The sequence below is a fragment of the Chitinophaga cymbidii genome (assembly GCF_007992715.1).
Classification (GTDB): Bacteria; Bacteroidota; Bacteroidia; order Chitinophagales; family Chitinophagaceae; genus Chitinophaga; species Chitinophaga cymbidii.
The window spans coordinates 143,047-164,957 of record NZ_BKAU01000004.1; the positions used below are offsets into that span (position 1 = coordinate 143,047).

The 21,911-nt window shown below is 53.9% G+C and carries 16 protein-coding genes; 4 read left to right on the forward strand and 12 right to left on the reverse strand.

The genetic code is table 11. From position 1 onward, the window contains the following. Positions 1–171 precede the first annotated feature (171 nt). From CCY01nite_RS16865 to CCY01nite_RS16890, 6 genes are all read right to left on the reverse strand, one after another. Complete coding sequence (locus tag CCY01nite_RS16865; RefSeq protein WP_186831111.1) at positions 172–1,491, reverse strand: IPT/TIG domain-containing protein; 1,320 nt, start codon at positions 1,489–1,491, stop codon at positions 172–174. An 11-nt stretch (positions 1,492–1,502) separates the two neighbouring features. Beyond that, a complete protein-coding gene (locus CCY01nite_RS16870; RefSeq protein ID WP_146864295.1) occupies positions 1,503–2,411 on the reverse strand; it encodes a phosphodiester glycosidase family protein in 909 nt (302 codons plus the stop codon). A gap of 20 nt (positions 2,412–2,431) precedes the next feature. After that, positions 2,432–3,718: a RagB/SusD family nutrient uptake outer membrane protein gene (locus CCY01nite_RS16875; protein WP_146864297.1), complete on the reverse strand. Its 1,287-nt coding sequence runs from the start codon at positions 3,716–3,718 to the stop codon at positions 2,432–2,434. Between the two features lie 18 nt (positions 3,719–3,736). After that, a complete protein-coding gene (locus CCY01nite_RS16880) occupies positions 3,737–7,084 on the reverse strand; it encodes a TonB-dependent receptor (RefSeq protein WP_222614425.1) in 3,348 nt (1,115 codons plus the stop codon). A gap of 76 nt (positions 7,085–7,160) precedes the next feature. Beyond that, positions 7,161–8,327, reverse strand: coding sequence for a FecR family protein (locus tag CCY01nite_RS16885; protein ID WP_146864298.1), 1,167 nt, complete (start codon positions 8,325–8,327; stop codon positions 7,161–7,163). Positions 8,328–8,393: 66 nt separating this feature from the next. Next, the gene (locus CCY01nite_RS16890) at positions 8,394–8,987 is read right to left on the reverse strand and encodes an RNA polymerase sigma-70 factor (RefSeq protein WP_146864300.1); all 594 of its coding nucleotides are present in this window, start codon (positions 8,985–8,987) and stop codon (positions 8,394–8,396) included. A 156-nt stretch (positions 8,988–9,143) separates the two neighbouring features. On the opposite strand from CCY01nite_RS16890, the gene CCY01nite_RS16895 reads away from it, so the two are divergent. Both CCY01nite_RS16895 and CCY01nite_RS16900 read left to right on the forward strand, forming a co-directional pair. Continuing rightward, positions 9,144–10,613, forward strand: a complete 1,470-nt coding sequence (locus CCY01nite_RS16895; RefSeq protein WP_146864302.1) for a TlpA family protein disulfide reductase — start codon at positions 9,144–9,146, stop codon at positions 10,611–10,613. A 26-nt stretch (positions 10,614–10,639) separates the two neighbouring features. After that, the gene (locus tag CCY01nite_RS16900; RefSeq protein WP_146864304.1) at positions 10,640–10,864 is read left to right on the forward strand and encodes a hypothetical protein; all 225 of its coding nucleotides are present in this window, start codon (positions 10,640–10,642) and stop codon (positions 10,862–10,864) included. A 2-nt stretch (positions 10,865–10,866) separates the two neighbouring features. Here the strand turns inward: CCY01nite_RS16900 and CCY01nite_RS16905 are convergent, their stop codons facing one another. The 6 genes from CCY01nite_RS16905 to CCY01nite_RS16930 form a co-directional block, all read right to left on the reverse strand. Then, complete coding sequence (locus CCY01nite_RS16905) at positions 10,867–11,856, reverse strand: ABC transporter permease (protein WP_246129966.1); 990 nt, start codon at positions 11,854–11,856, stop codon at positions 10,867–10,869. After that, positions 11,822–12,784 (reverse strand): ABC transporter ATP-binding protein, encoded by a 963-nt coding sequence (locus CCY01nite_RS16910; RefSeq protein WP_146864308.1) that lies wholly within the window; start codon positions 12,782–12,784, stop codon positions 11,822–11,824. Before CCY01nite_RS16910 ends, CCY01nite_RS16905 begins: the two co-directional genes overlap by 35 nt. Before the next feature lie 3 nt (positions 12,785–12,787). Beyond that, on the reverse strand, positions 12,788–13,885 hold the full coding sequence (locus CCY01nite_RS16915) for a COG1470 family protein (RefSeq protein WP_222614426.1): 1,098 nt from the start codon (positions 13,883–13,885) through the stop codon (positions 12,788–12,790). 193 nt (positions 13,886–14,078) lie between these two features. Next, positions 14,079–14,588, reverse strand: a complete 510-nt coding sequence (locus CCY01nite_RS16920; RefSeq protein WP_146864312.1) for a VOC family protein — start codon at positions 14,586–14,588, stop codon at positions 14,079–14,081. Between the two features lie 126 nt (positions 14,589–14,714). Next, on the reverse strand, positions 14,715–16,478 hold the full coding sequence (locus CCY01nite_RS16925; protein WP_146864314.1) for a RagB/SusD family nutrient uptake outer membrane protein: 1,764 nt from the start codon (positions 16,476–16,478) through the stop codon (positions 14,715–14,717). 64 nt (positions 16,479–16,542) lie between these two features. Next, positions 16,543–19,788, reverse strand: coding sequence for a SusC/RagA family TonB-linked outer membrane protein (locus tag CCY01nite_RS16930; protein WP_146864316.1), 3,246 nt, complete (start codon positions 19,786–19,788; stop codon positions 16,543–16,545). Positions 19,789–20,316: 528 nt separating this feature from the next. On the opposite strand from CCY01nite_RS16930, the gene CCY01nite_RS16935 reads away from it, so the two are divergent. Both CCY01nite_RS16935 and CCY01nite_RS16940 read left to right on the forward strand, forming a co-directional pair. Next, a complete protein-coding gene (locus CCY01nite_RS16935; RefSeq protein WP_146864318.1) occupies positions 20,317–21,522 on the forward strand; it encodes an exo-beta-N-acetylmuramidase NamZ family protein in 1,206 nt (401 codons plus the stop codon). Between the two features lie 88 nt (positions 21,523–21,610). Further along, on the forward strand, positions 21,611–21,910 hold the full coding sequence (locus tag CCY01nite_RS16940) for a helix-turn-helix domain-containing protein (protein WP_146864320.1): 300 nt from the start codon (positions 21,611–21,613) through the stop codon (positions 21,908–21,910). The last annotated feature ends 1 nt before the right edge of the window (position 21,911 follow it).

Sequence of the window (21,911 nt, forward strand, 5' to 3'; positions counted from 1 at the left end):
GAATATTACATGCCGATCCCTGCATTATTTGATGAATTGCCGCTTTAAATTTAAGTTTTTTCTGTATCTGTGACAGCATTGGTAAAAATCAGATGGGGCAGGGGGCAGATATGGAGGGTTGATGTCGAAAAAAAAACCGGCGCTGCAATGGCGCCGGTTTTTTTATAGTGCTTATTCTATCGGTGATATCTTCCTGATACAATGATTGCCAAGGTCCGCTACAAATATATTTCCATTCGCATCCACACAAACATCCACCGGCGATCTGAACTGGGCGATCACGCCCGCGCCGTCCGTGAAGCCGGCATTGGTGCCCGCGATGGTGCTTACTTTCGCATCGGTGGATAACTTCCTGATCTTCGCATTATTCAGGTCGGCAATGATGATATTACCGTTTTTATCCACCGCAATACCATACGGGTCGGCGAATCGTGCAAGTGAGGCGTCGCCATCGCGGAAGCCGCTGATGCCTTCGCCGGCCAGTGTTGTTACCACGCCTTGCGGCGTGATCTTGCGTATCCGGTGGTTCAGGCGGTCTGCTACCAGTACGTTGCCTTCCGCATCCAGCGTGATACCGCTGGGGTTGCGCAGTTTCGCGGCGGCGCCTGTGCCGTCCGCATAAGCAGCCGTGCCATCGCCCGCGAGCGTGGTTACGTTGCCGTCCGGATCGATCTTCCTGATCCGGTGGTTCAGATTGTCCGCCACATAAATATTGCCGGTTGCGTCTACGGCCACATCCAGCGGCTGGTTGAATTGGGCGGTATTTTTATCGCCGTCCACAAAGCCCGCCGTTCCTGTTCCGGCAATGGTGCTTACCACGCCATCCGGTGTTATTTTGCGGATGCGGTGGTTATCGCGGTCTGCTACGATGATGTTGCCTGCTGCATCCACGGCGGAACGCCAGGGAAGCCGGAAGCGCGCGGTGCCGGAAGGGCCGTCCGCAAAGCCCGCGGCATCGGCGCCGGCGACAGTGCTCATGATCCCTGCCGGCGTTATTTTGCGGATGCGGTTATTGCCGCGGTCCGTGATGATGAGGTTGCCCGCGGCATCGATGACCACGCCCTCCGGGCTGCGCAGTCGGATGTCGGCCAGCGCGCCGTCAACAGAACCCGCTGTTCCGTTACCGGCATATGCTTTCACCGTGTATTCTTCCGGCGGCGCGGCGTAGGTGAACACCGGCCCTGTTACGGAAGCATTGCCCACGGATACGGTAACGGGACCGCTGGTGCCGGCTTCGGGGCTGACTACCTGCAGTTCACCGGCGGAGGCTTCGATCACAACCGCGTCTGTGCCGTTGAATTGCACGATGTTCTCCGTGCGCACGCCGCTGAAATTTTTTCCTTTGATGGTTACGATCGTGGAGGCGGTGCCTTCTTCCGGCCAGATGTACCTGATCTGCGGGGAAGTTACGCTGCCGGTCTCATTGTTCTTGTCGCAGCCGGACATCCATACGAAGCCCAGCAGTAATGATAGTATAGAGAGTTGCTTCATCAATCCGGAGTTTAAGGTTTTGAAACGATCATCCATGCATTGCCCACGGCGCGGTTGGTGCCGTCAGATGGGCGGTTGCGCACCTGCCAGACTTCCGCGAGCGGATGACGGATCATGAAAGTGGAAGAGCCGCCACCATCTACATTGATAGCGATGGTAGCACCGCAGGCGCGCAGCATTTCCCCGAGCCGGGCAATGGTGATGCCGTTGGAATAATAGAAGCTGCGGCCATCCACCACCGCGAAATACAATTTGCCGTTGTCGTTCATGCCGATGCCGGTTCTTGGTTCTATGGACAGGTCCGTTTGCGGCAGCATTTCATTGTCTTTCACCAGCATCGGCCCGCCGCCGAGCGCATCTTCAAATTCATCCTGCATGTTCACGAAGTCAGTGCGGTCGCCGATGAACAGTTTGCCGTCTTTCCGCACGCCGAGGAAGCTGCGGCTGCGATCGTTCGCCCAGGTGGTTTTAACGATCTGCCCGTTTTTGATGTAGATGCCGCGCGGCTCTCCGGCGGTGCTGAAGAAATCCGCGTTAATGCCGGCCACTACGCGCGCTTCCGGCGACTGCAGGTACTTTGCCATTTCAGGCACCGTTTGCAGCGCATAAGCGGTGTTATCGTAAGGGGAGGCGGCTTCCAGCTTCAGGGAAGGATTGTTCATGTCTATTTCAAGGATGAACACATGCATGGAATAGCCTTCCCGGCTGAGATAATGTATATCCGTTTCCGTGATGCCTTCGCTGATCTGGAAAATAGTATCGGAGAACACCCGCGCCATAATGTCCGTGCTGTCCGCAATACGCTGCGTCAGCGGGCTTTCGATGGTTACCGGCGGCACCTGCGCCTGGCTGTCCTTTTCACAGCCCGCTCCGGCAACGCCGAGCAGGATGAGAAAGGAGAATAATCTGATGGTGTGCATATGTCGTTCTTTTAAGATCATCAATAGTCATAATTCTGTTCGAGCAGGTTGTTCAGCGCCCGTTCGTTCATGGGTATGGGGTATTTCACTTCGCGTTCCAGCAATCCGAGCGTGGAAATGGCGCGGCCAGTGCGCACCAGGTCGTACCAGCGGTGGCCTTCGCCGAGAAATTCCTTCCTTCTTTCCAGCAGTACAGCATCGAGATAAGCGCTCTCATCAACCGGTGAAATATCCGTCAATCCCCGTTCTCGGCGTAATTCGTTCAGCCTGTCAAGACCGGCGAGACCCCGGCCTTCGGCGCTGATGAGGTACATCTCGGCGAGGCGGATCACCACAATGGGATCCGTGCCGGATTGGCCGCTCGGGTATTTGTTGATCACCCGTAGCCCTTCATAAGTGTCTACGGACATAGCCGTGCGCTTGTCTTCGGCGCTGAACATGTCCATCACTTCCTGCACGGGGCGGTATACGTAGCTGCCTTTTACGTCATGGGCATACGTGTAGAACAGTGTGCTTACACGGATGGAGGATTCTATCGTGAGATTTTTAAAAGAGAAGATCTCTTCGTTGTTCTGCTGTGCGCGGAAGATCTTTTCGAATGCATCGAGCTGGAAATAATTGCTGTTGATGACTTCTTCCGCAAGCGTGGCGGCTTCCGCTTTTTTGTCCTGCGCCAGCTTCACACGCGCCATCATGGCTTTGGCGGCGATGGAAGACACCTGGTAATACTGGCCGGTAGCGTATGCAGGCGCACCGTCTATCGCCAGCTGCAGTTCTTTTTCGATGAACGCCCATACTTCCGCTTCGGTATTGCGCTTTACTTTTTCCTTGGTGTTCTTTTCCAGGATGGGCACGCCACCCCAGCGGGTAACGAGGTTGTAATACAGGTAGCCGCGGAAGAAATGCCCGATACCGGCGATCTCTGTGTTACGCGGCGATTCCGGCAGGGTAGCGGTCACTTCCAGCAGGTTGTTCACCTGGTAGAGCGCTGAATAGTACCCGTTCCAGGCGGCGGACATCAGGCCGTTTTCCGGCCGCAGCACGTTGCTGATAAAGGTGTTCAGCCCGCCGTCTGACGTAGCGCCTGCATTGATCAGGTTGCCGCCGGTGATGTCGAAGGCGATGTAGGATTCCGCGCCCGGCGCATTCTGCACACGGTTGTAGATACCTACCAGGAAGGCTTCCACATCCGCGGCCGACAGGGTGTTGGTAGCAACGGCGGAATGCGATTTCACGTCCAGCATCTTGCTGCAGGCAGTAAAGAAGCAAGCGCCGGAAAGCAGGATCGGAAAAATGATTCGTTTCATGGGAATATTTTGCATCATTTAGAAATTCAGGTTAATGCCCGCGTTGAAGGAGCGCGGTTGCGGCAGCACGAGATTGTCTTCCCCGATAAAGCGCGGGTCCATGTTGGAGCTTACTTCCGGGTCCAGGCCGGAGTAGTTGGTCAGCAGCCAGAGGTTGTCCGCCTGCAGGTACACTCTTAACCGGCTGATCTTCGCGCGGGACAGCCAGGACTTCGGCAGCTCATAGCCGAGGGATACCGTGCGCAGGCGCAGGAAAGAACCATCCTCCATCCAGCGGCTGGAATTATACAGGTTGTAAGCAAGGTTGTAGATCGCGCGGGGCGTTGTATTGCTGGTGCCGGGACCAGTCCACCTGTCTTTCACCACGCTTTCGCGGATGTTCACCGCATTCTGCCCAAGCCGGTCGATCGTAATGCGGTAGGTGGCATATACGTCCTGCCCCTGCATGTAGTTCAGGAATACGGAAAGGTCGAAGTTGCGGTAACGGAAAGTGTTGTTCCATCCGCCGTAGAAAGCAGGATTGGAGCTGCCTACGATCTGCCGGTCGTTGATGTCGATATTACCATCGCCGTTCACATCTTCATATTTCACGTCGCCGGCCCTTACGCCGATCTTCTGCAATGGTTCGGGTACTTCCTTATCATCCTGGTAGATGCCGGTCATTTTGTACACCCAGATGCTGCCGATATCATAACCCACCTGCAGGGCGCGGTTGCTGCCGATGGACAGCACATCGTTGTTGCCGATGAGCGACGTGATCCTGTTTTTGACGAAAGAGATATTGAAGTCGGACGACCAGTTGAATTCACCGAAGTTGAAGTTGGTGTTCACGGCGGCTTCCAGGCCGTGGTTCAGCATGGAGCCGATGTTGCTGGTCACGCTGGTGAAACCGGAGGTGCCGGGTATCGGCATGTTGTACAGCAGGTTGGTGGTGTTCTTCCGGAAATAATCCACCGTGAGGTTCAGCGCGCCGCCCATCAGGCCGAGATCGATGCCGGCATCCAGCTGGTTGGCTTTTTCCCAGGTGAGCGTTTCATTACCGAAACCGGTAATGGCGATGCCGCTTTTACCGTCGTAATTATATCCGCCGCCGGTCAGCGACTGGTAGGCGTAGTTGCTCACGCCTTCCTGGTTACCGGTAGCGCCGTAGCTGAGGCGCAGCTTGAGGTCCGTTTCCGGCATCGTCCAGAAGGGCTCGCGGGAAACCAGCCATCCTGCGGAAACAGAGGGGAAGTAGCCATAGCGGTTGTCCGGCGAGAAGCGGGAAGACCCGTCCGTACGGATGGAAGCGCCCAGCAGGTACCGGCCTTTCCAGGCCAGGTTGGCCCGGCCGAAATAGGATTCCATGGCGTTGCCGTAAAGGTTGGTGGATGCGTTGTTGATGACGGAAGCGGCTGCCAGCACGTCGAATGAAGGAGCGGGGAAGCCGTTGCCGTCGATGCCGGAAGTGGATACGGAAAGGCGCTGGAAGGAATGACCGCCTAACAGGTCCACTTTCAGGTCGCCGAAGGAGCGGGAATAGTTCAGCGTATTTTCCAGCAGTATGTTGGTCAGCAGCCTGTTTTCATCCACGATGCGGCCATTGCCGGTACCATAGGGATGCTGCTGGTTGTAGTAGATATAATCATGCGTATACCCGATATCGGAACCGAAGGATGTTTTGAAGGTGAGGTCGCGGGTGAATTTCAGCTCTGCAAAGGCATTGCCCAGCAGGCGGTAATTTTTCAGGTTGGCCACTTCTTCCTTCAGTATCTGCACCGGGTTGTGGTATACGAGGTCAGGCGTGCCGCCTACATAATAGCTGCCATCCGGTTTATACGGCCGGTCGAACGGTCGCTGGGGAATGCTTCTGCCCATCACGGTAGAGCCCATATTGGAGCCCGGCACGCGGTTGTTGTCGGAATAATTGAAGCTCACGTTGATGCCTGTACGCAGCCAGGATAAAGGTTCGGCGGTAAGGTTGATGCGGCCGGTGTATTTTTTCAGGTCGTTGTAGATCACGGTGCCCTGCTGGTTGAGGAATCCGCCGGAAACGTAATAGGTCGTTTTGTCGTTCCCGCCAGAAACGGACAGGTCTATATTCTGCGTATAGGCTTTCCGCATCACCACGTTCGCCCAGTCCGTATCCGGCAGGCCGGGATAAGGATGGTCTACGCCGGGAATGAATTTGCTGTTGCCAGGCAGGTAGCCGTATTGCTGGTTGTAGTTGTCGATGGCTTCATTGATCACTTCGAGGTATTGTCTGGAATCCGCCATTTTCACCTTGTTCAGGTTGGGCACTTCCTGCATGCCAGCCCAGGCGTTCAGGGTAAGCTGCCCGGCGCCTTTGCGGCCGCTTTTGGTGGTGATGAGCACTACGCCGTTGGTGGCGCGGGAGCCGTAGATGGCTGCGGATGCCGCATCTTTCAGTACTTCTATGGAAGCGATGTCGTTCGGATTGAGCTGGGAAAGCTGGTTCATGGGCGAGCCGAAGCTGGTCATGTCCGCCGAATGCGGGATCACGGGCACGCCGTCGATCACGTACAGCGGTTCGTTGTTGGCGCTCAGGGAGCCGATGCCGCGTACGCTGACGCGCACGGCGCTTCCCGGCATACCGGAAGAGGAAGACACGTTCACGCCGGCCACACGCCCCTGTAGCAGCTGATCAGGACCCAGCACCGGGCGCGCATTCAGATCATTGGGCTTGAAGGTGCCGATGGAGCCTGTCAGCTCTGTTTTTTGCTGCGTGCCATAGCCGATCACCACCACCTGTTGCATGGCGCGGCTTTCGCGTTCGAGCCGTATGTCGAACTGCCGGCGGTCGCCCACTTCGATGGACTGCGCGGTGAAGCCGATGTAGGAGAATACCAGCACGGCGGGCGTGGTCACATCGTTCAGCACAAATTCCCCGCCGGCATTGGTCAGCGTTCCTGTTTTAGTGCCTTTGATGCTGACGGTCACACCGGGGAGCGGATCGCTGTTCCCGGCGTCCCTGACCGTGCCGGTAAGCCTTACTGTTTGTTGCTGAACGCTTTCATCGCCGCGCTTCACCAGTATCACCGTGTTGTCCACAATGCGGTAAGTCAGCGGCGAGCCCTCCAGGCAGCGTTCCATCACCTGTCCTATAGTAGCATCCTTGAGGCGGAAGGTGACTTTGGTATCAACATTGGCAAGGTTTTCATCCCTGAATATAAAAAGGTAGCTGCTCTGCTTCCGTACGATATCGAATACGGTCTCCAGGCTGGCGTTATTAACGTTAACGTTTAAACGTTTTTCCTGACCCTTGCCCCGGGCGACAACCGTCAGTTGCAGGCCGCCTGTGAACAGGAGCACCAGCAGCATTTTGAGCGCGCCTAAACTGCGCCTGTTGCGTAATGATCGTTTCATGATGTCTTTTTTTTGAGCATGACAGCAGCGTTACCCGCGGTAGCCCGCCGGTTCAGCCTGTCGGAGATTTAATTGATTATTTGCTGACGGTGACAGTGCGTCCCTGTACCGAGAAATGCAGCTCAGCTGTCAGTTCCAGTATTTTCAGCGCCTGCGAGAGTTGTTCCTGCTTCCGCATGGCGCCCGTTACATGAATTTTTTCGTCTATTCCTGCTGCGTATATGATCTCTACATCGTACCAGCGGCTGATGTCGCGCATCACGGCGGCCAGTTCGTCGTTCCGGAAGGTGAGGATGCCGTTCTTCCAGGCAACGGCGTCTTCCGTATCGGCGGCGGCGCGGCGCAATGATCCGGAATGCTGCTCCAGCACGGATTGCTCACCGGGCGCCAGCGTCGTCTGCCGTTTGCCGGCCACTACGCGCACGGCGCCTTGCAGCAGGGTGGTGGTGAAGCTCTTTTCTTCCGGGTAGGCGTTGACGTTAAAGCTGGTGCCCAATACCTGCACGGTCATGCCGTTTACTTTTACAAAGAAAGGCTTTGACGCATCCTGCGCTACTTCAAAATAGGCTTCGCCCGTCAGGGCCACGGTACGGTCGCTGCCGTTGAAGGATGCCGGGTATTGCAGGCAGCTGGCGGCATTCAGCCAAACTATGGTGCCGTCGGCAAGCTGTACGCGGTATTGCCCGCCGTTGGGCGTGATCAGTTTGTTGATGCCGGAATGTGTGGATGGTTCGTATACCAGTCCGTCATCTTCCTTGTTCACCCGTTCGCCATCTCCGCTGATGCGGCCCTCTGCGGCCTGTTCCAGGGAAACGGTGCGGCCGTTCGCGAGCACCAGCCTTGCTTTGTTGCCACCGGGCAGCACATCTTTCCTGTCAGCGGGCGTTGCCTGTTTGGCGAGCTGCTGCGGTTGTTTCCCGGATGGCTGTGTAAAGAACCATGCGCCGCCTGCTATGGCGGCTATCACGGCAGCGGCAGCCGCTGTTTTCCAGGGGCGGCGGCGCAGCGGCACCACCGGCGTTTCGCCTTGCGGGCGGATGCGCTCGTGGATGCGGTCCAGCAGCCTTGCCTGCAGCGCGCTGTCCGGCACTGTAATACCCTGCCGCCGGAAGCGTTCCAGCAGGTAGCCGCGCAGTTCGGTACCGGGCGTGTGTTCCAGGTAGTGCAGCAGCCAGCGGCATTCTTCTTCCGTCCAGGTGTCCCTGGCCAGCAGATCAAGCAAGTATGGGTCCGGTTGATTCAAATGAACGGTTTTGCAGTAAATACACCGAAGTGATGAAAACGGGGGGCTGTGTGCGGAAAATTTTTTTTAACGGCCGATCATGCCCGTGAACAGGGGCAGGGTAACGATCAGCGCCTGCCATTCGGGCTGCAGGCTTACATATTCGCGGATGAAGCGGGTGGCTTTGACGATATGCTCTTTCACGGTATAGTGGGAGATCTTCAGTTCACTGGCGGCTTCCGCATAGGTCTTCCCCTGCATCTTGCAGAGCAGGAATACTTTTTTTCTTTGCGGCGGCAGTTTTTCGATGGCTTTCTCGAGCATGTCCAGCTGAATGGAAGTGATCTGCCATTCATCGTCTTCCGTGACGGTATTTTCCAGGCTTTCGATCTGCAGCCGCTTGCGCAGCACCGCGCGGAGATGGTTTACGGAGCGGTTGTAGCTGACCACGAACAGCCAGTTGCCTGCCGGCTGGTCGTCATGCAGCGCTTTCCGTTTTTCCCAAAGGCGGATGAACACTTCCTGCACGATGTCCTGCGCTGCCGCCTCATCTTTCACCAGCGAAAGGATATTGGCGTACACACCGGGAAAATACATATTGTAAAGCGCATCGAATGCAGCAATGCTATCTTCCCTTAATGATCTGACTAATGCTATTTCTGCTGGCTCACTGAACGGCATGCCTCTTTACTGTTTTAAGATGACAGCAAATATTTGAATTATTGGTTGAATGATTAAGCGGACAATGCCAAATTAATATAAAAATAATATCCCGCGAATAAAAAGTTGACGGCGTCCGGCAACCGGGGAGGATTCCGAAAAACGCTGTATCTTGTTATGATGAGAATGTTATTATTCCTGTTGTTTTTTCCCATGCTGCTACAGGCGCAGCAGCCCACCATCACATTCCGCGTAAAGAACGGCGAAGGAAAGCTGGTGCGCGTGATGCGCCCGCTGGACGGCAAATATTTTGTAGCATTTCCCCCGGAAGATACGCTTAATGCCAGTGGAGCGCTGGTACTGCCCAATAAGGAAAAAGTCCCCGGCGTTTTCGGCTTTACATACAAAAAGATGTACCGCCTCTATGTCCGTCCCGGCAAACAATATATCATCACTATCGACGAAAGCAACAAAACGGCTCCGGTAACCTTCGAAGGGCCGGATGCGGAAGGGCAACAGGCATTGCTAAACCTTTCCTTTGACTTTTACCAGTCGGCAGCCATGCGGCACTACCGGAAGGATACGGTATTTGCCAGCAGCAGCCGGCAGATATTGAAGGAAATGGACAGTTGCCTGCAACCGTTCAATGATCTGCATGCGAAGCACAAGATCGATGCGGCCTTTTATGCTTATGCCCAAAGCCTTGTGAAGAATTATTATGCTTCTGTTCTGGGCGCCACGCTGATATTGCCGTTGAGGGCGATGGAATTTAATAAGGACAGTGCGCGGTATGATGCTGCGCTGGTACCCGAAATGGATGCGACCTGGCGGCAGGTGCTGGCTGTGGCCGATCCCGCCGATCCGGCGTCTATGATCGCCGACACTTATGTGGATTACAACAACCTGTATACCATGTGGTACCTGGACTATTTCCTGCCGAGAACAAAAGGACCGGTGGTGCAGCTGGAACGGGAAGCATATGATGAAAAGCTCTATGCTACCCTGCGGGACAACTTCCGGGAGGAGCCCCTGCGGGAATACCTGATGGCCACGAAGCTGCAATACCTGCTCCTGGAAAACCGCTTTGAATCTTACATTCCCGCCTGGTACGACGATTTTGTCGGTCAGTATCCCAACAGCCCGTACATTCCTTTGCTAAAGGACGGTGCGGAGTATGTGAAGACTTATTTCAAAAAGATAAAGACGGATTTTGCGGAAGGACAGCAGTTCGTGGAGAATTATGCGGCTGTTGAAACGATGGATGAGCTGGCGGCGAAGTTCAAAGGGAAAACGGTGTACATCGATCTCTGGGCTACCTGGTGCGGGCCTTGCAAAGCGGAGTTTGCGTTTAACGAAGGGCTAAAAAAATTTCTGAAAAAGAAAGGAATTGCTTCCCTTTATATTTCGATCGACCGCGATCAGGCGGACCAGCATTGGAAAGACATGATCAAGTTCTATAATCTGGAAGGATATCACGTCCGCGCATCGAAAAAGCTTTCGGAAGACATCCGCAAGGTATTCGGGAAGAACGGCTCTTTATACATTCCGCGGTACGCCGTGCTGAAAGACGGGAAGCTCGTGCTGCCGGAAGCCAAGGCGCCGAGTGAGCAGGACGCTTTGTACAGGCAACTGGAAGCGTACCTGTAGTTTTTTGATTAATTTGCCGCGCTATTATGGAAGATTATATCATATCAGTCAATAAAATTGAAGAGCTGCAAACCATCAGGGATGTACAGGCGCTCGAAATGATCCTCGAAAGAGCGCGGCGTACCATCATCGGCGGTGCTGCTGTAGTGCTGGTGCGGGAGCGGAGCGGCGGGCAGCCGGAAAAATTTGAAACCTTCACGGACGAAGAGGAGTTCAGAAGATACCGCGAGCGGGTGCTCCGGTATCTGTAGCCCTATCTTGAACGGATCTCCTTTCTCATGAATGAAAAATAGGAAAGCGCAAAACAAAGTACTGTAGCGGCAACGAGCCCCGTCAGCTGCGGCCATATCAGCAGCAGGCTTTGCGTTACCGGCAATGGCGCCGGAATAGCGCCGTACACCTGTTCCATGGTGAGTATGCCCAGGCTCCGCACGGAGGGCATCAGCAGGGTAACGGTGGCATCGCTGAACAGCTGGCTGGGCGCGATCCGCTGAAGGTTCAGGATCAGCTCCTGGTAGTGGACCATTTGCAGGGGCGACGCTTCGCCCGCGGGAATGAGCCCTTTCGCCACCAGGTTGATAATGATCGGGTAGAAGATCACGAAGAAGAGCCAGACGGCAATGGAGGCCAGCGCGGAAGTAGCTGCCTGCCGGAACCTTACGGAAAAGAGAATGGAGAGGTTCAGCCAGAATGCCACGTACAGGATATTCAGCAGGATAAAGAAGATCACCCGTATAAACTCTCCCGGCGTAGGCGGAATGCCAATGAAGATCAGGCCCAGCCCCATCACCAGGAAACCGAGCGCAAAGAATAACACGCTGATAAGTCCCAGTGCGGCCACGAATTTGGAATTGATGATGTAGTCGCGGTGTATGGGTTGCGCCATGATGCGGCTCATGGTGCCGGCGTTCTGCTCCGAATTGACCGCGTCAAACCCCAGGCTGATGCCAAGCAGCGGGCCCAGCAAGCCGATGAAAATGTGAAAGGGCGGCAGCGTTTTGTCCGAAATCGTAAAGAGCTTCAGAAAGAAAAAAGAGCCGTCCGGATCCTCCGCCTTGATCGCCGCGCTGAAATTCGTTACGGATATGTAGATGGCGCTCATGCAGGTCAGCAGAATGAGCAGCAGCAGTATTTTGAAACGCCAGCTGCGCACGTGGTCGGACATTTCCTTGTACACCATCACCTGGAAGGGGTGTGGCGCTGATGTTTCAGACGGTTTCCACATAAGCTTTGTCTCCTTCAAAATAGCGGTTATAAATATCATCCAGTCCGTATTCCTTCCTGGACAAATGCATCAACCCGTAACCGGACGCGACAATAACGCCGGCGATATCCACCGTAATGTCCCGCAGGCAGTTTATCTGCAGCCGGTTATCCTGTAACGATACGGAACGTACGCCATCCATTTGCCGCAAAGCGGTTTCCAGCTTTTCCGCGCCTTCCGCGGCGGCAATACCCGCTTCAATCGTGAAAGCGCCCTTGTTGAAAAGCTTTTCGGAGAGGGAGGCAATATCGCCTTCCGCGAGCAGTTTGCCGCCCACGAAGATGCCCACCCTGTCGCATACCTTCTGCACCTGGTGAAGGTGATGGGAGGAGAGCAGCACGGTGATCTTTTCTTCGCGGCTGAGCTTTACGATGAGGTCCAGGAATTCGCGGACCCCTGCGGGATCGATGCCCAGCGTAGGCTCGTCCAGGATAATGATCTCCGGGTTTTTGATGAGCACATCCGCCAGCCCGAGCCGCTGCCGCATACCGCGTGAATATGTACCTGTTTTTTTGTTCTCTGATCCCTGCAACCCGATGCGCTGAAACAGGCGTTGCGCCTTTTCTTTGGCTTCATGCAGCGGAATGCGGTTCAGTTGTGCGGTATACAGCAGGTTTTCGAGGCCGGTGCGGTGATCATAAAAACCAATATCATCCGGCAGATAGCCTACTTTTCTTTTTACTTCCACGGGATTCCGGGTAGCATCGATGCCGCAGATCTTCGCGGAGCCGGAAGCAGGTTCCGTCAGTCCCAGCATCATCAGTATGGTGGTGGATTTGCCGGCTCCGTTGGGACCGAGCAAACCGAATATTTCTCCCTTTTGTATGGAGAGGTCGAGATTGTCTACCGCTGTGAGTGCCCCGTATTTTTTGGTGAGGCCGCGCAGTTCAATGATAGGCTCGTTCATGATCTACCTCCTTCCGTATTTCCTGAACAAGCGGTACACGCCGCCCAATGCGGCGAGTATGATCAGGATGCCCATCCATCCCCAGATCATGGAGGTTTCTACCGATACCCTGAAAGCCGCGCGGGATGAAACTTCCGGCGTTTTGGCCTCCAGGTTCGTGACGTAATCGCCTGCGATCGCTTTTTTGTCGGCTTTAATGACGGCGGTCACCTGCGCTGTTTGCCCTGCCGGGAGCTTTTCTATTTTTTTCGGCTCGAAAGTGACGCTCCAGTTGGCGGGAGCGGCGGATTGCAGATCGATGTTCCTCAGTTCGGCGGAGCCGGTGTTCCTCAACACGAGGTCTATCTTTTTATCGTCGCCCGCGGTGATGTCCGTACTCAGCAATCCCTGCGGCGTGGTCAACTCCATGGCGTAAGAGCCGGTAATGCCGGCTTCCAGTTCCAGGTTGGCGGAAGTAGCTTCTGTGGCGGCTTGCACGGGAATCTTGTATTTCCCCGCTTTCAGCTGGTCCGGCGGGTTTACTTCGATGGTGATATCCTGTGTGCGGTTGGCTTCCACATTCACGGAAGACACCTGCTTGTAATTCGCTTTGAAAGTAACATTCCATCCCGGTGGGGCGAACGACCGCAAGGCATACACCTGCGCGTCCGCGGTGCGGTTCCGCAAGGTGGCGTTGTAGGTGAATGTTGAGTTGGCCGCACCTTCCATATTGGCCTGCCCCGTAGAGAATTCCGTTTTGAAAGTACCCTGTTCGGATACGATCACGGCAATGGGCAATTGCGTCAGACCCTTTGCGAGCACCTGGAACGCATATGTTCCTTTGTTGATCTTCAGCGGCACCTGTACCTGCAGGGAGAAATTCTTCTTTTCACCCGGCAGCACGGACAGCCGGCTGACATTCCATCCGCCGGACTTGATCTCGTAAGTCCAGTTTTTCGGCAATCCCGCTACTGCTATGTCTGCGTTCTTCACAACTTTACCGTTGTTGATCACATCAATGGAATAGTCGATAGATTGCCCCGGAGGAACAGCGATGCGTGTGTAAGGTGTGTACAGCGTAACGTTTTGTGCTGAAGTAGTGCTGTGGAATCCGGTTTGCAATAACCCCGCAAGTAATAACGGGAACAATAACTGTTTTGGTTTGTAGGCACGTGTTGGCATAAGAAAATCCAGATAAACTTTCAGTGACGAACAGGTACGGCCATAAAATTATAAAATGATTCAAAAATCAAAAAAAAATTTTAAAAAAAATTCGTGCGGTGATTGTGTGGGAATAATAGTGACTGGAAAAGTCTTATCCTTCAAAAGCCGCTTTCAGTACGGCAAGATCAAGCTTACCTTCCATTTTGAACATCGCGTTCATGACTTTGGCGACTTTTGTTTTGTCTTCATGGTGTACAATTTCGGTCAGAAAGTCGGGAACGATCTGCCAGGACACGCCGAACCTGTCTTTCAGCCAGCCGCAGACCTGTGCTTTGGGATCACCGCCTGCACCAAGCTTTTCCCAGTAATAGTCTACTTCTTCCTGTGTTTCACAATTCACGATGAAGGAAATGGCCTCGCTGAATTGGAAGTGCGGCCCGCCGTTCAGCGCCACAAATTCCTGTCCTTCCAGCGCAAATTCAATGGTCATCGGCGTATCTGTCGTCATGCCATGGAGCTCGAAGCCTTCCTCCGTGTAATATGCAACGCGCCCTTTCTGCGAATTTTTGAAAACCGACAGATAGAAGTCAACGGCTTCTTCCCCGTTTTTATTGAACCAGAGGTTGGTGGTGAGTTTGCTGTTTGTGATTCTCTTTTTCATATTTGTTTTTTTTCTTTGGGTTGATACAAAAATAGCTGTATAATTCAAAGCCGGGGCGGTGTAAAACGACTTTCTACAGGGGTGTTTGCGACAAAAAAAACCGGGAGCGGACTCCCGGTTTTTTGCTTATTCAAGGGCTGGATTGAAAGTTCCGCCCCAGTTACTGTTCTGTTCAAGATTATGATTGCGGTCCAGTATATCGCTCTGGATGGGGAAGAAATAATACTTCTCCGGCACCGATGTCACCTGCACGCCGGAGCGCGGCACCTGCAGCAGGCTGTATTTGAAATTGGTTTCGGTCAGCTCGTATGCATCCGCTTTCGTACGTGCTTCACCGATAGGCATTTCATTACCGTTGGGCAGAATGGCGATCGATTCCACGCCGTGCTTGGTGAGGCCGTCCAGCCGGTTCAGCATACGCAGGCGGCGCAGGTCCCAGAAGCGGTGCCCTTCAAAGCAGAACTCGATGTTCCTTTCCGCGATGATGGCTTCCCGCATGGTTTCGCGGGTGGGCGCTACGATGCCGTAGTTGCCGTCGGCGCCCGGTTCAATGCCGGCGCGCTGGCGGATCTGCCTGAGGATGTCGAGCGCTTCGGCCAGCTTGCCGGTTTCATTGGCGGTTTCCGCATAGTTCAGCATCACTTCGGCGAAACGCATCAATACAAAATCAACATCGTATTGCTGCACTTCCGCTTGCGCGAGCTTCAGCAGGCTGTTCTTCAGGATGAAGAAGCCGGTATAGCGGTTGAGGTTGCTGGAGTTCAGGCCGGCAGCCGGATTGATGCCGAAATCATCCAGCTCATGCGCCACGCCCAGCGCGGTGTACTGCCGCTTGCCGGCTTTGCCGGATACGGGATATTCCTTGCCGTTCCATACGATGGACTTGTCAAAACGCGGATCTCTGTTCAGCCAGTAACTTTGCAGGAACTCCGCGTCTGTTTTGTAATAGGCGCCGGCCGGGTCGTTGTACAGCTTGCCGTCTTTCATCGGGAAGGCTTTTACAAATTCCCAGGTGGGGCAGGAGTTGGCAGGGCCGCGGCTTTCCGATCCCGGCCTTACGCCGTTGTCCCATTCCGTGGATTTGTTCGGATAGGCGTTGATGACGGAAAATACTACTTCCGGGCCTTTTTCCACCAGCGCAATATTGCTGTAATCATCCGCCAGTGCGTAACCCTGCGCTTTCAGATCGTCATACGCTTTTTTATTGACCGTATAAGCGTCGGCCCAGTAGGCATTGTTCCATGGAGTGGAAGGATTGAACTGCGGAGATGCCTTGTACAGCAGCACTTTGGCTTTAAAGGCCAGCGCGAAGTTCCCGTCGATCTTGCCGTAATCCGGAGCGGAAGGTTCAATATGCTGCGGCAATTTTGCGATGGCGTCGTCCAGGTCTTTTACGATGAGATCGAAGCATTCCTTCGTGGTGTTGCGCGCCACGAACAGGTCGTCTTCATACCGGTCCTGCGGTTTGGTGATATACGGTACGCCGCCGTGGTACATGACCATTTCAAAATACGTGTAGGCGCGCATGAACAGGGCCTGGCCGGTGATATTGTCCTTCACGTCCTGCGACAGGCCGCCTTCGCCGATGTCCACGATTGCCTGGTTGATGAGCCGGATGCGGCTGTAGTTCCACAGCTTGAACTCCCCGTTGGAAACGGTGATCCGGTCCGCATAAAAATAAATGCCCGCCAGTTGTTCGCTTTTTTGTTCGAGGCCGGGGCTCCAGTTGCCGAACATGGTGTAGAGGTTGGCCATGTAGGCATTGGCGAGGTTCTCGTCGTTCCACACCTGTTCCGGGCTGTAGTTGTTGATATCTTCGATATCGAGTACTTTTTTGCAGGATGCGCATATCGCTGCAAACAGTAGTGTTATATAGATTATCTTTTTCATCAGTTCACATTTGAAAATTATAGGTCTGATGGAACGCAGATGGCGTTTCATCAGTACACATTTTTTAAAACCTTAAATCCATTCCGAATGTGAATGATTTCATAACAGGGTAGGAATCGTAGTTCTTTTGTTCCGGGTCATGAAATTCTTTCATCTTCGAAATGGCGAACAGGTTGGTGCCGTTGAAGTATAGCTGCGCGCCGGTCAGCTTCAGGGCGGACATCCAGGATTGCGGAAGGCTGTACGCGAGGTTCAGCATTTTCAGGCGGAGGTATGCGCCGTTCCGTATCCAGAAGGAAGTGGCGCCTGTTCCGGATTCATACCAGTTCTGCCCGATGGGCCGCGGGTATTTGCCATCCGGGTTGTCCGGCGTCCATACATCGTCTGCCCAGATAGGATAGTAGGGCCTTACCGTACCGCCATGCTGCCGCATGCCTTCGCCTTCCTGGTTGCTGATGATCCGGTCGTACGCGCTGACGCCCTGGAAGAGGGATTGTAGTGAGAAATTCTTCCAGGCGATGTTCAGACCGATACCGAAGTTGATGCGGGGCGAGGCGTTTTCAGACAGCAGCTGTACATCGTTGCCGTCGATCTTGCCATCCGGACCGGGAGAATATCCATCTCCGCGCACATCTTCAAAATACAATCCCCCGAGATAAGGCTTCCTGCCGTACTGCGTGAAACCCTTTGACAGCAGCTCATCCAGCTGTTCCTGCGTGCGGATGATGCCCAGTGATTTCAGCCCGATGATCCGGTTTTCCGGCCGCCCGATCCTTGACTGGAAATTGCGGAGACCACCCGGCCCGAAAGCCGCGGATTCATCGAAAATATCCCAGCGGTCGCGCGAGTAACCGATGTTAGCGGTCACAGAGTAATTGATCTTGTTGGCTACCGCTCTGTCCCGCCACTCGAGGAACAGTTCGCCACCGCGCCAGGAGCGCGCGGCGTAGTTTTCCGGCGCCAGCGCCTGCCCGTAGTTATCCGGCAGCGTTACCAGCCGGGAGCCGAGGATATCCGTTTCTTTTTTGATGAACACGTCCAGCGAGCCGTTCAGCCGGTTGTTGAACAGCGCAACATCCAGCCCGGCGTTGTAGATGGTGGAAGTAGCCCAGGTTAGGTTCGGGTTGGGCGTGGGGCCGGGCGCGATAGTTCTGTACAGGCGGTCGCCGAACATATAGCTGCCGGCATTCGTGTAGAAGTTCGTGTACGTGAAAGCCTGGATCTTTTCGTTGGCCACATCCAGGTCGTTCCCCGTAGTGCCATAGGAGGCGCGGAGCTTCAGGTCATCGAATATGCCGTTGTTCTTCATAAAGTCTTCTTCGGAAATCCGCCATGCCGCGGAGATGGACGGGAAGAAGCCCCATCTGCTGTGACTGGGGAACAGCGTGTTGCCATCGTACCGGAAAGAAAATTCTGCGATATAACGGCTGTCGTAATTATAGTTAACGCGGCCGATCCAGGATTGGCGGGCGCCCAGCTCTTCCCATCCGTCCGCATCCTTCATGCTCCGGTCATCGGAATAGGCAAAAAACTGGTCGAGGGAAGTAACAGGATTTTCTCCTCTTGCCAAAGCGGCATACCCGCCGTTCTCCGCCTGCTCGAATACTGCCAGCGCTTCCAAGCCATGCTTGCCGAAGCTGCGGTTGTAGTTCAGGAACCAGTTGAGCTGGTAGTTCCAGCCGGTGGTGACCTCGTAGCTCATGAAAGGCTGGTTCTGGCTGAAGGTGAAAATGTTGATCTTCTCCGGGTCCGGCGCGGCGGGAATGAACCGGTTGCCGTCCGGGTCAGCCTGGTTGAACACATAGTTCTTCTGGAAGGTGAGATATTTTTTGCGCATGAAATCTTCTCCCATATAGCTGCCGGTCACCTTGGTGGACAGTCCTTTGATAAACCGGTCCAGCTTGATGTCCAGCGAAAGAATGGAGCTCATCTGCCGTTGCCGGGTGCGGATGTAGCGGTCGCCGATCACCTGGTCTATCACGCTCCATGCCTGCCAGCTGCCCATCGGCGTTTGCACGGGATAAGGCGTTACATAATTGGCCGGTGTGCCGTCCGCTTCCGTATAGAAGGGATAGGTCTTGGGCCAGTTGAAGGTTACGCGGTAAAGGTCGGACACGTCAAAGTCGTCATCACCCGTAAATGGCCAGTAGAACCGGTCCAGGTTCTGCTGATTGGCGGCCACGTTGAGGTTTACGCTGATCGCGTCGGTGACCTTTGCGGTAACGTTGCTGCGCATGTTGAATTTGTTATGCGACAGGCTTTTGTAGGAGCCTTCTTCCCCGCGATAGCTCAGCAGTGAATAGTAGCTGATCCTTTCGCCGCCGCCGGTGACGCTCAGCGAATGCCGGTGGCTGTAAGGGTTTTGCCAGATGAAATCGTGCACGTTATAGCGTTTGTCCTTAAAATAATCGAACTCCTCCTGGCCGTTGGGAATGGGCGTGCCGTTGAATTCCGCTACGCGGTTCTGGTACGTCAGTTCATCTTCAGCGGTGGTGAGGTCGGACAGCAGCGTCATCGTAGGGCGGCTGGTGGTGTAGTTCGATTGAAAGTTGAAGGCGGGTTTCTGGCTGACGCCTTTCCGGGTGGTGACCAGCACTACGCCGTTGCCCGCGCGGGAACCGTAAATGGAAGCGGTGGCGGCATCTTTCAGAAAGCTGATCTGGTCTACCTCCGCGGCTTCCAGCGCATCGAATGCCTGTTTGTCCCGCACGATCCCGTCTATCACATACAGCGGATCGCCGAAGCTGCCGCGTATGCGCACGGAAGAGCTGGCGCCGGAAAGGCCGGAGGTGTTGGTGACATTCACGCCCGGCGCGCGTCCCGCGAGGGTGTTGGACAGATTGGAGGGCGCGATGTTGTTCAGATCGGCGGCGTTTACCGTTGTAATGGCGCCGGTGAGGTTCACTTTCTTTTGGGTGCCGTAACCAACGACCACCAGTTCGTTCAGTCCTTTTGCATTGGAGGTCAGTACCGTGTTGACGCGCGTTCTGGCGCCGACGGTGATTTCCTGATTGTTGTATCCGATGAACCGGAATACCAATACCGTGCTGGTATCGCTTACGGGAATGCTGTATTCGCCGTTGGCGTCTGTTACGGTGCCCTGTGTAGTGCCTTTTACAAGAATGGTCACGCCCGGTAGTCCGGCCCCTGTTTCGTCCGTTACTTTACCGGTGACGCGCTTTTCCTGGTATACCGCCGCGGTTGCTGAAACGGTGAAGCAGAGGAGGAGCAGGGTGAGCAGAAAGTTCCGGCGGGTTGGCGGGCAACAGCCGGAGGAAGACCTAAAAGGTCTGCGGATAAAAGTGTTCATGTGGGTGAGGATTTTGGATTAAATGGTTGAATGTTTTGGGCGGATGGCGGAGGAGTGCCGCATCAAGGGCTTCGTGATCTGGATTTCATACAACAATATTTGAGTGGTGAGTAATGGCATGACAAGAGCGGCCCGGCGAAACAACCGTTCGCCCGGCAACGATATCTTTGCAGGAAAATCTTACCGCAGCCGGATAGCTGCGCGTATATGTGAGCAGGACTGGTCAATATAACTGACCGGTACCAACAATGCCGAGTAGCAAAAAATTAATTTGTCTGGATGTTACATGTAGGTTTTTTTGTTTTTCAAAAGCATATGATCAATGACACGGTTAACAGCCGTTTACGTTTATCTCGATTTTCCCGCCGGCGTTAACGGTGGCGGGTTTTTGGTCTGCATCATAATATTACAACAAATAAATTTGCGGTGCTTCCATTTTTTTAGCAATAACGGTTTGCCGCTTCAAATTTGTCCCTCATAAAGGAACCCGCGGTAAAATGTTTTAAATTAACAGCCTAATACGCATTTATGAAAGTAATCCTCGCCTGGATATTGTTTGCAAGCATCAGCGCTTCACAGCGCTTTGAATGTTCTTCCGTAAAAGCTGACGGCATTATCACCGGCGCTGATCAGACGGAGAAGTATGTTCCTTATCTGAAAAACAAACGGGTGGCCATACTCGCCAATCCTACCACGATCATCGGAAAAAGACATCTGGTAGACAGCCTCCGCGACCGGGGAATCAATATCGTAAAGGTTTTCGGGCCGGAACACGGCTTTCGGGGAAAAGCCAGCGCCGGCGTGGTGGTGAAGGATGAAACCGATCCGGAAACGGGCATCAAAGTGATCTCTTTATACGGCAACAAACGCAAGCCCTCAAAAGAAGATATGGCGGATGTTGATATCATGATCTTCGATATACAGGATGTGGGTTGCAGATTCTATACCTATATCAATGTGTTGCGCGACGTGATGGAATCCTGCGCGGAGAACGACAAAGAGTTGATGATCCTGGACAGACCCAACCCGAACGGGTATCTTGTGGACGGCCCTGTGCTGGACATGCGGCTGAATTCCGGCATCGGCAGGTTTCCCATACCGATCGCCCATGGCATGACCATAGGTGAGTTTGCGCAGATGGTCAACGGGGAAGGATGGATGGCCGTGAAAAAGAAGTGCAGGCTGAAGATCATTCCTGTAGCAAACTACGATCACAACATGCCGTACACGCTGCCGGTGCCGCCTTCGCCCAATCTGAACACGCAGCAGAGCATCATGTTATATCCCTCCACCTGTCTGTTCGAAGGCACTATCCTCAATCATGGACGCGGTACTTACTTTCCCTTCACGATATTCGGCAGCCCGCTGCTGAAAGGCAAGTACGATTTTTCATTCACGCCGGTGAGCATCCCCGGTATGAGCGAAACGCCGATTCATGTGAATGAAACCTGTTACGGCCTCGATCTGCGGAATTATGATATTGCGGAATTGCGGAAAACGAAAAGGATCAATATACAGTGGATGATCGATCTGTATAACGCCTATCCGGATAAGAAAAAATTCTTTGACCGCTCGCAGCACAGGGAAATAAGGAATATCGATCACCTTACGGGAGATTATGCTTTCACCAGGCAGATCATGGAAGGGAAATCGGAGCAGGAGATACAGGCTTCGTGGGAGCCGGAATTGTCCAGGTACAAGGTGATGCGGAAGAAATACCTGATATATCCCTGAATTCTGTAAATCTTATCCATAAGCATGTTCGAAATAAAATGACCGCTATTTCGGTCATTTTTTGTATTTTTGACTGAAATAACGGTCAATGCGAACTAGAAAACCGAGTTTGCTCCCATCAGCAGAAGACACTTTAGTAGAACTGGGCACCAATATAAAGCTTGCCCGCAAGCGCCGTCGGCTCACAGAAGAGCAGGTGGCGGAAAGGGCTGGTATTGCCCGGTCTACCCTGCAGCTTATTGAAAAAGGGGAAGCTGGCGTGGCGATTTCATTTTATGTGCAAGTTCTTTTTGTACTCGGTTTGAGTAAAGATTTATTGAAAGTAGCTGCAGATGATCCCTTGGGCAGGAAACTGCAAGATGCTCAACTATTGAATAAAAAGAAATGAA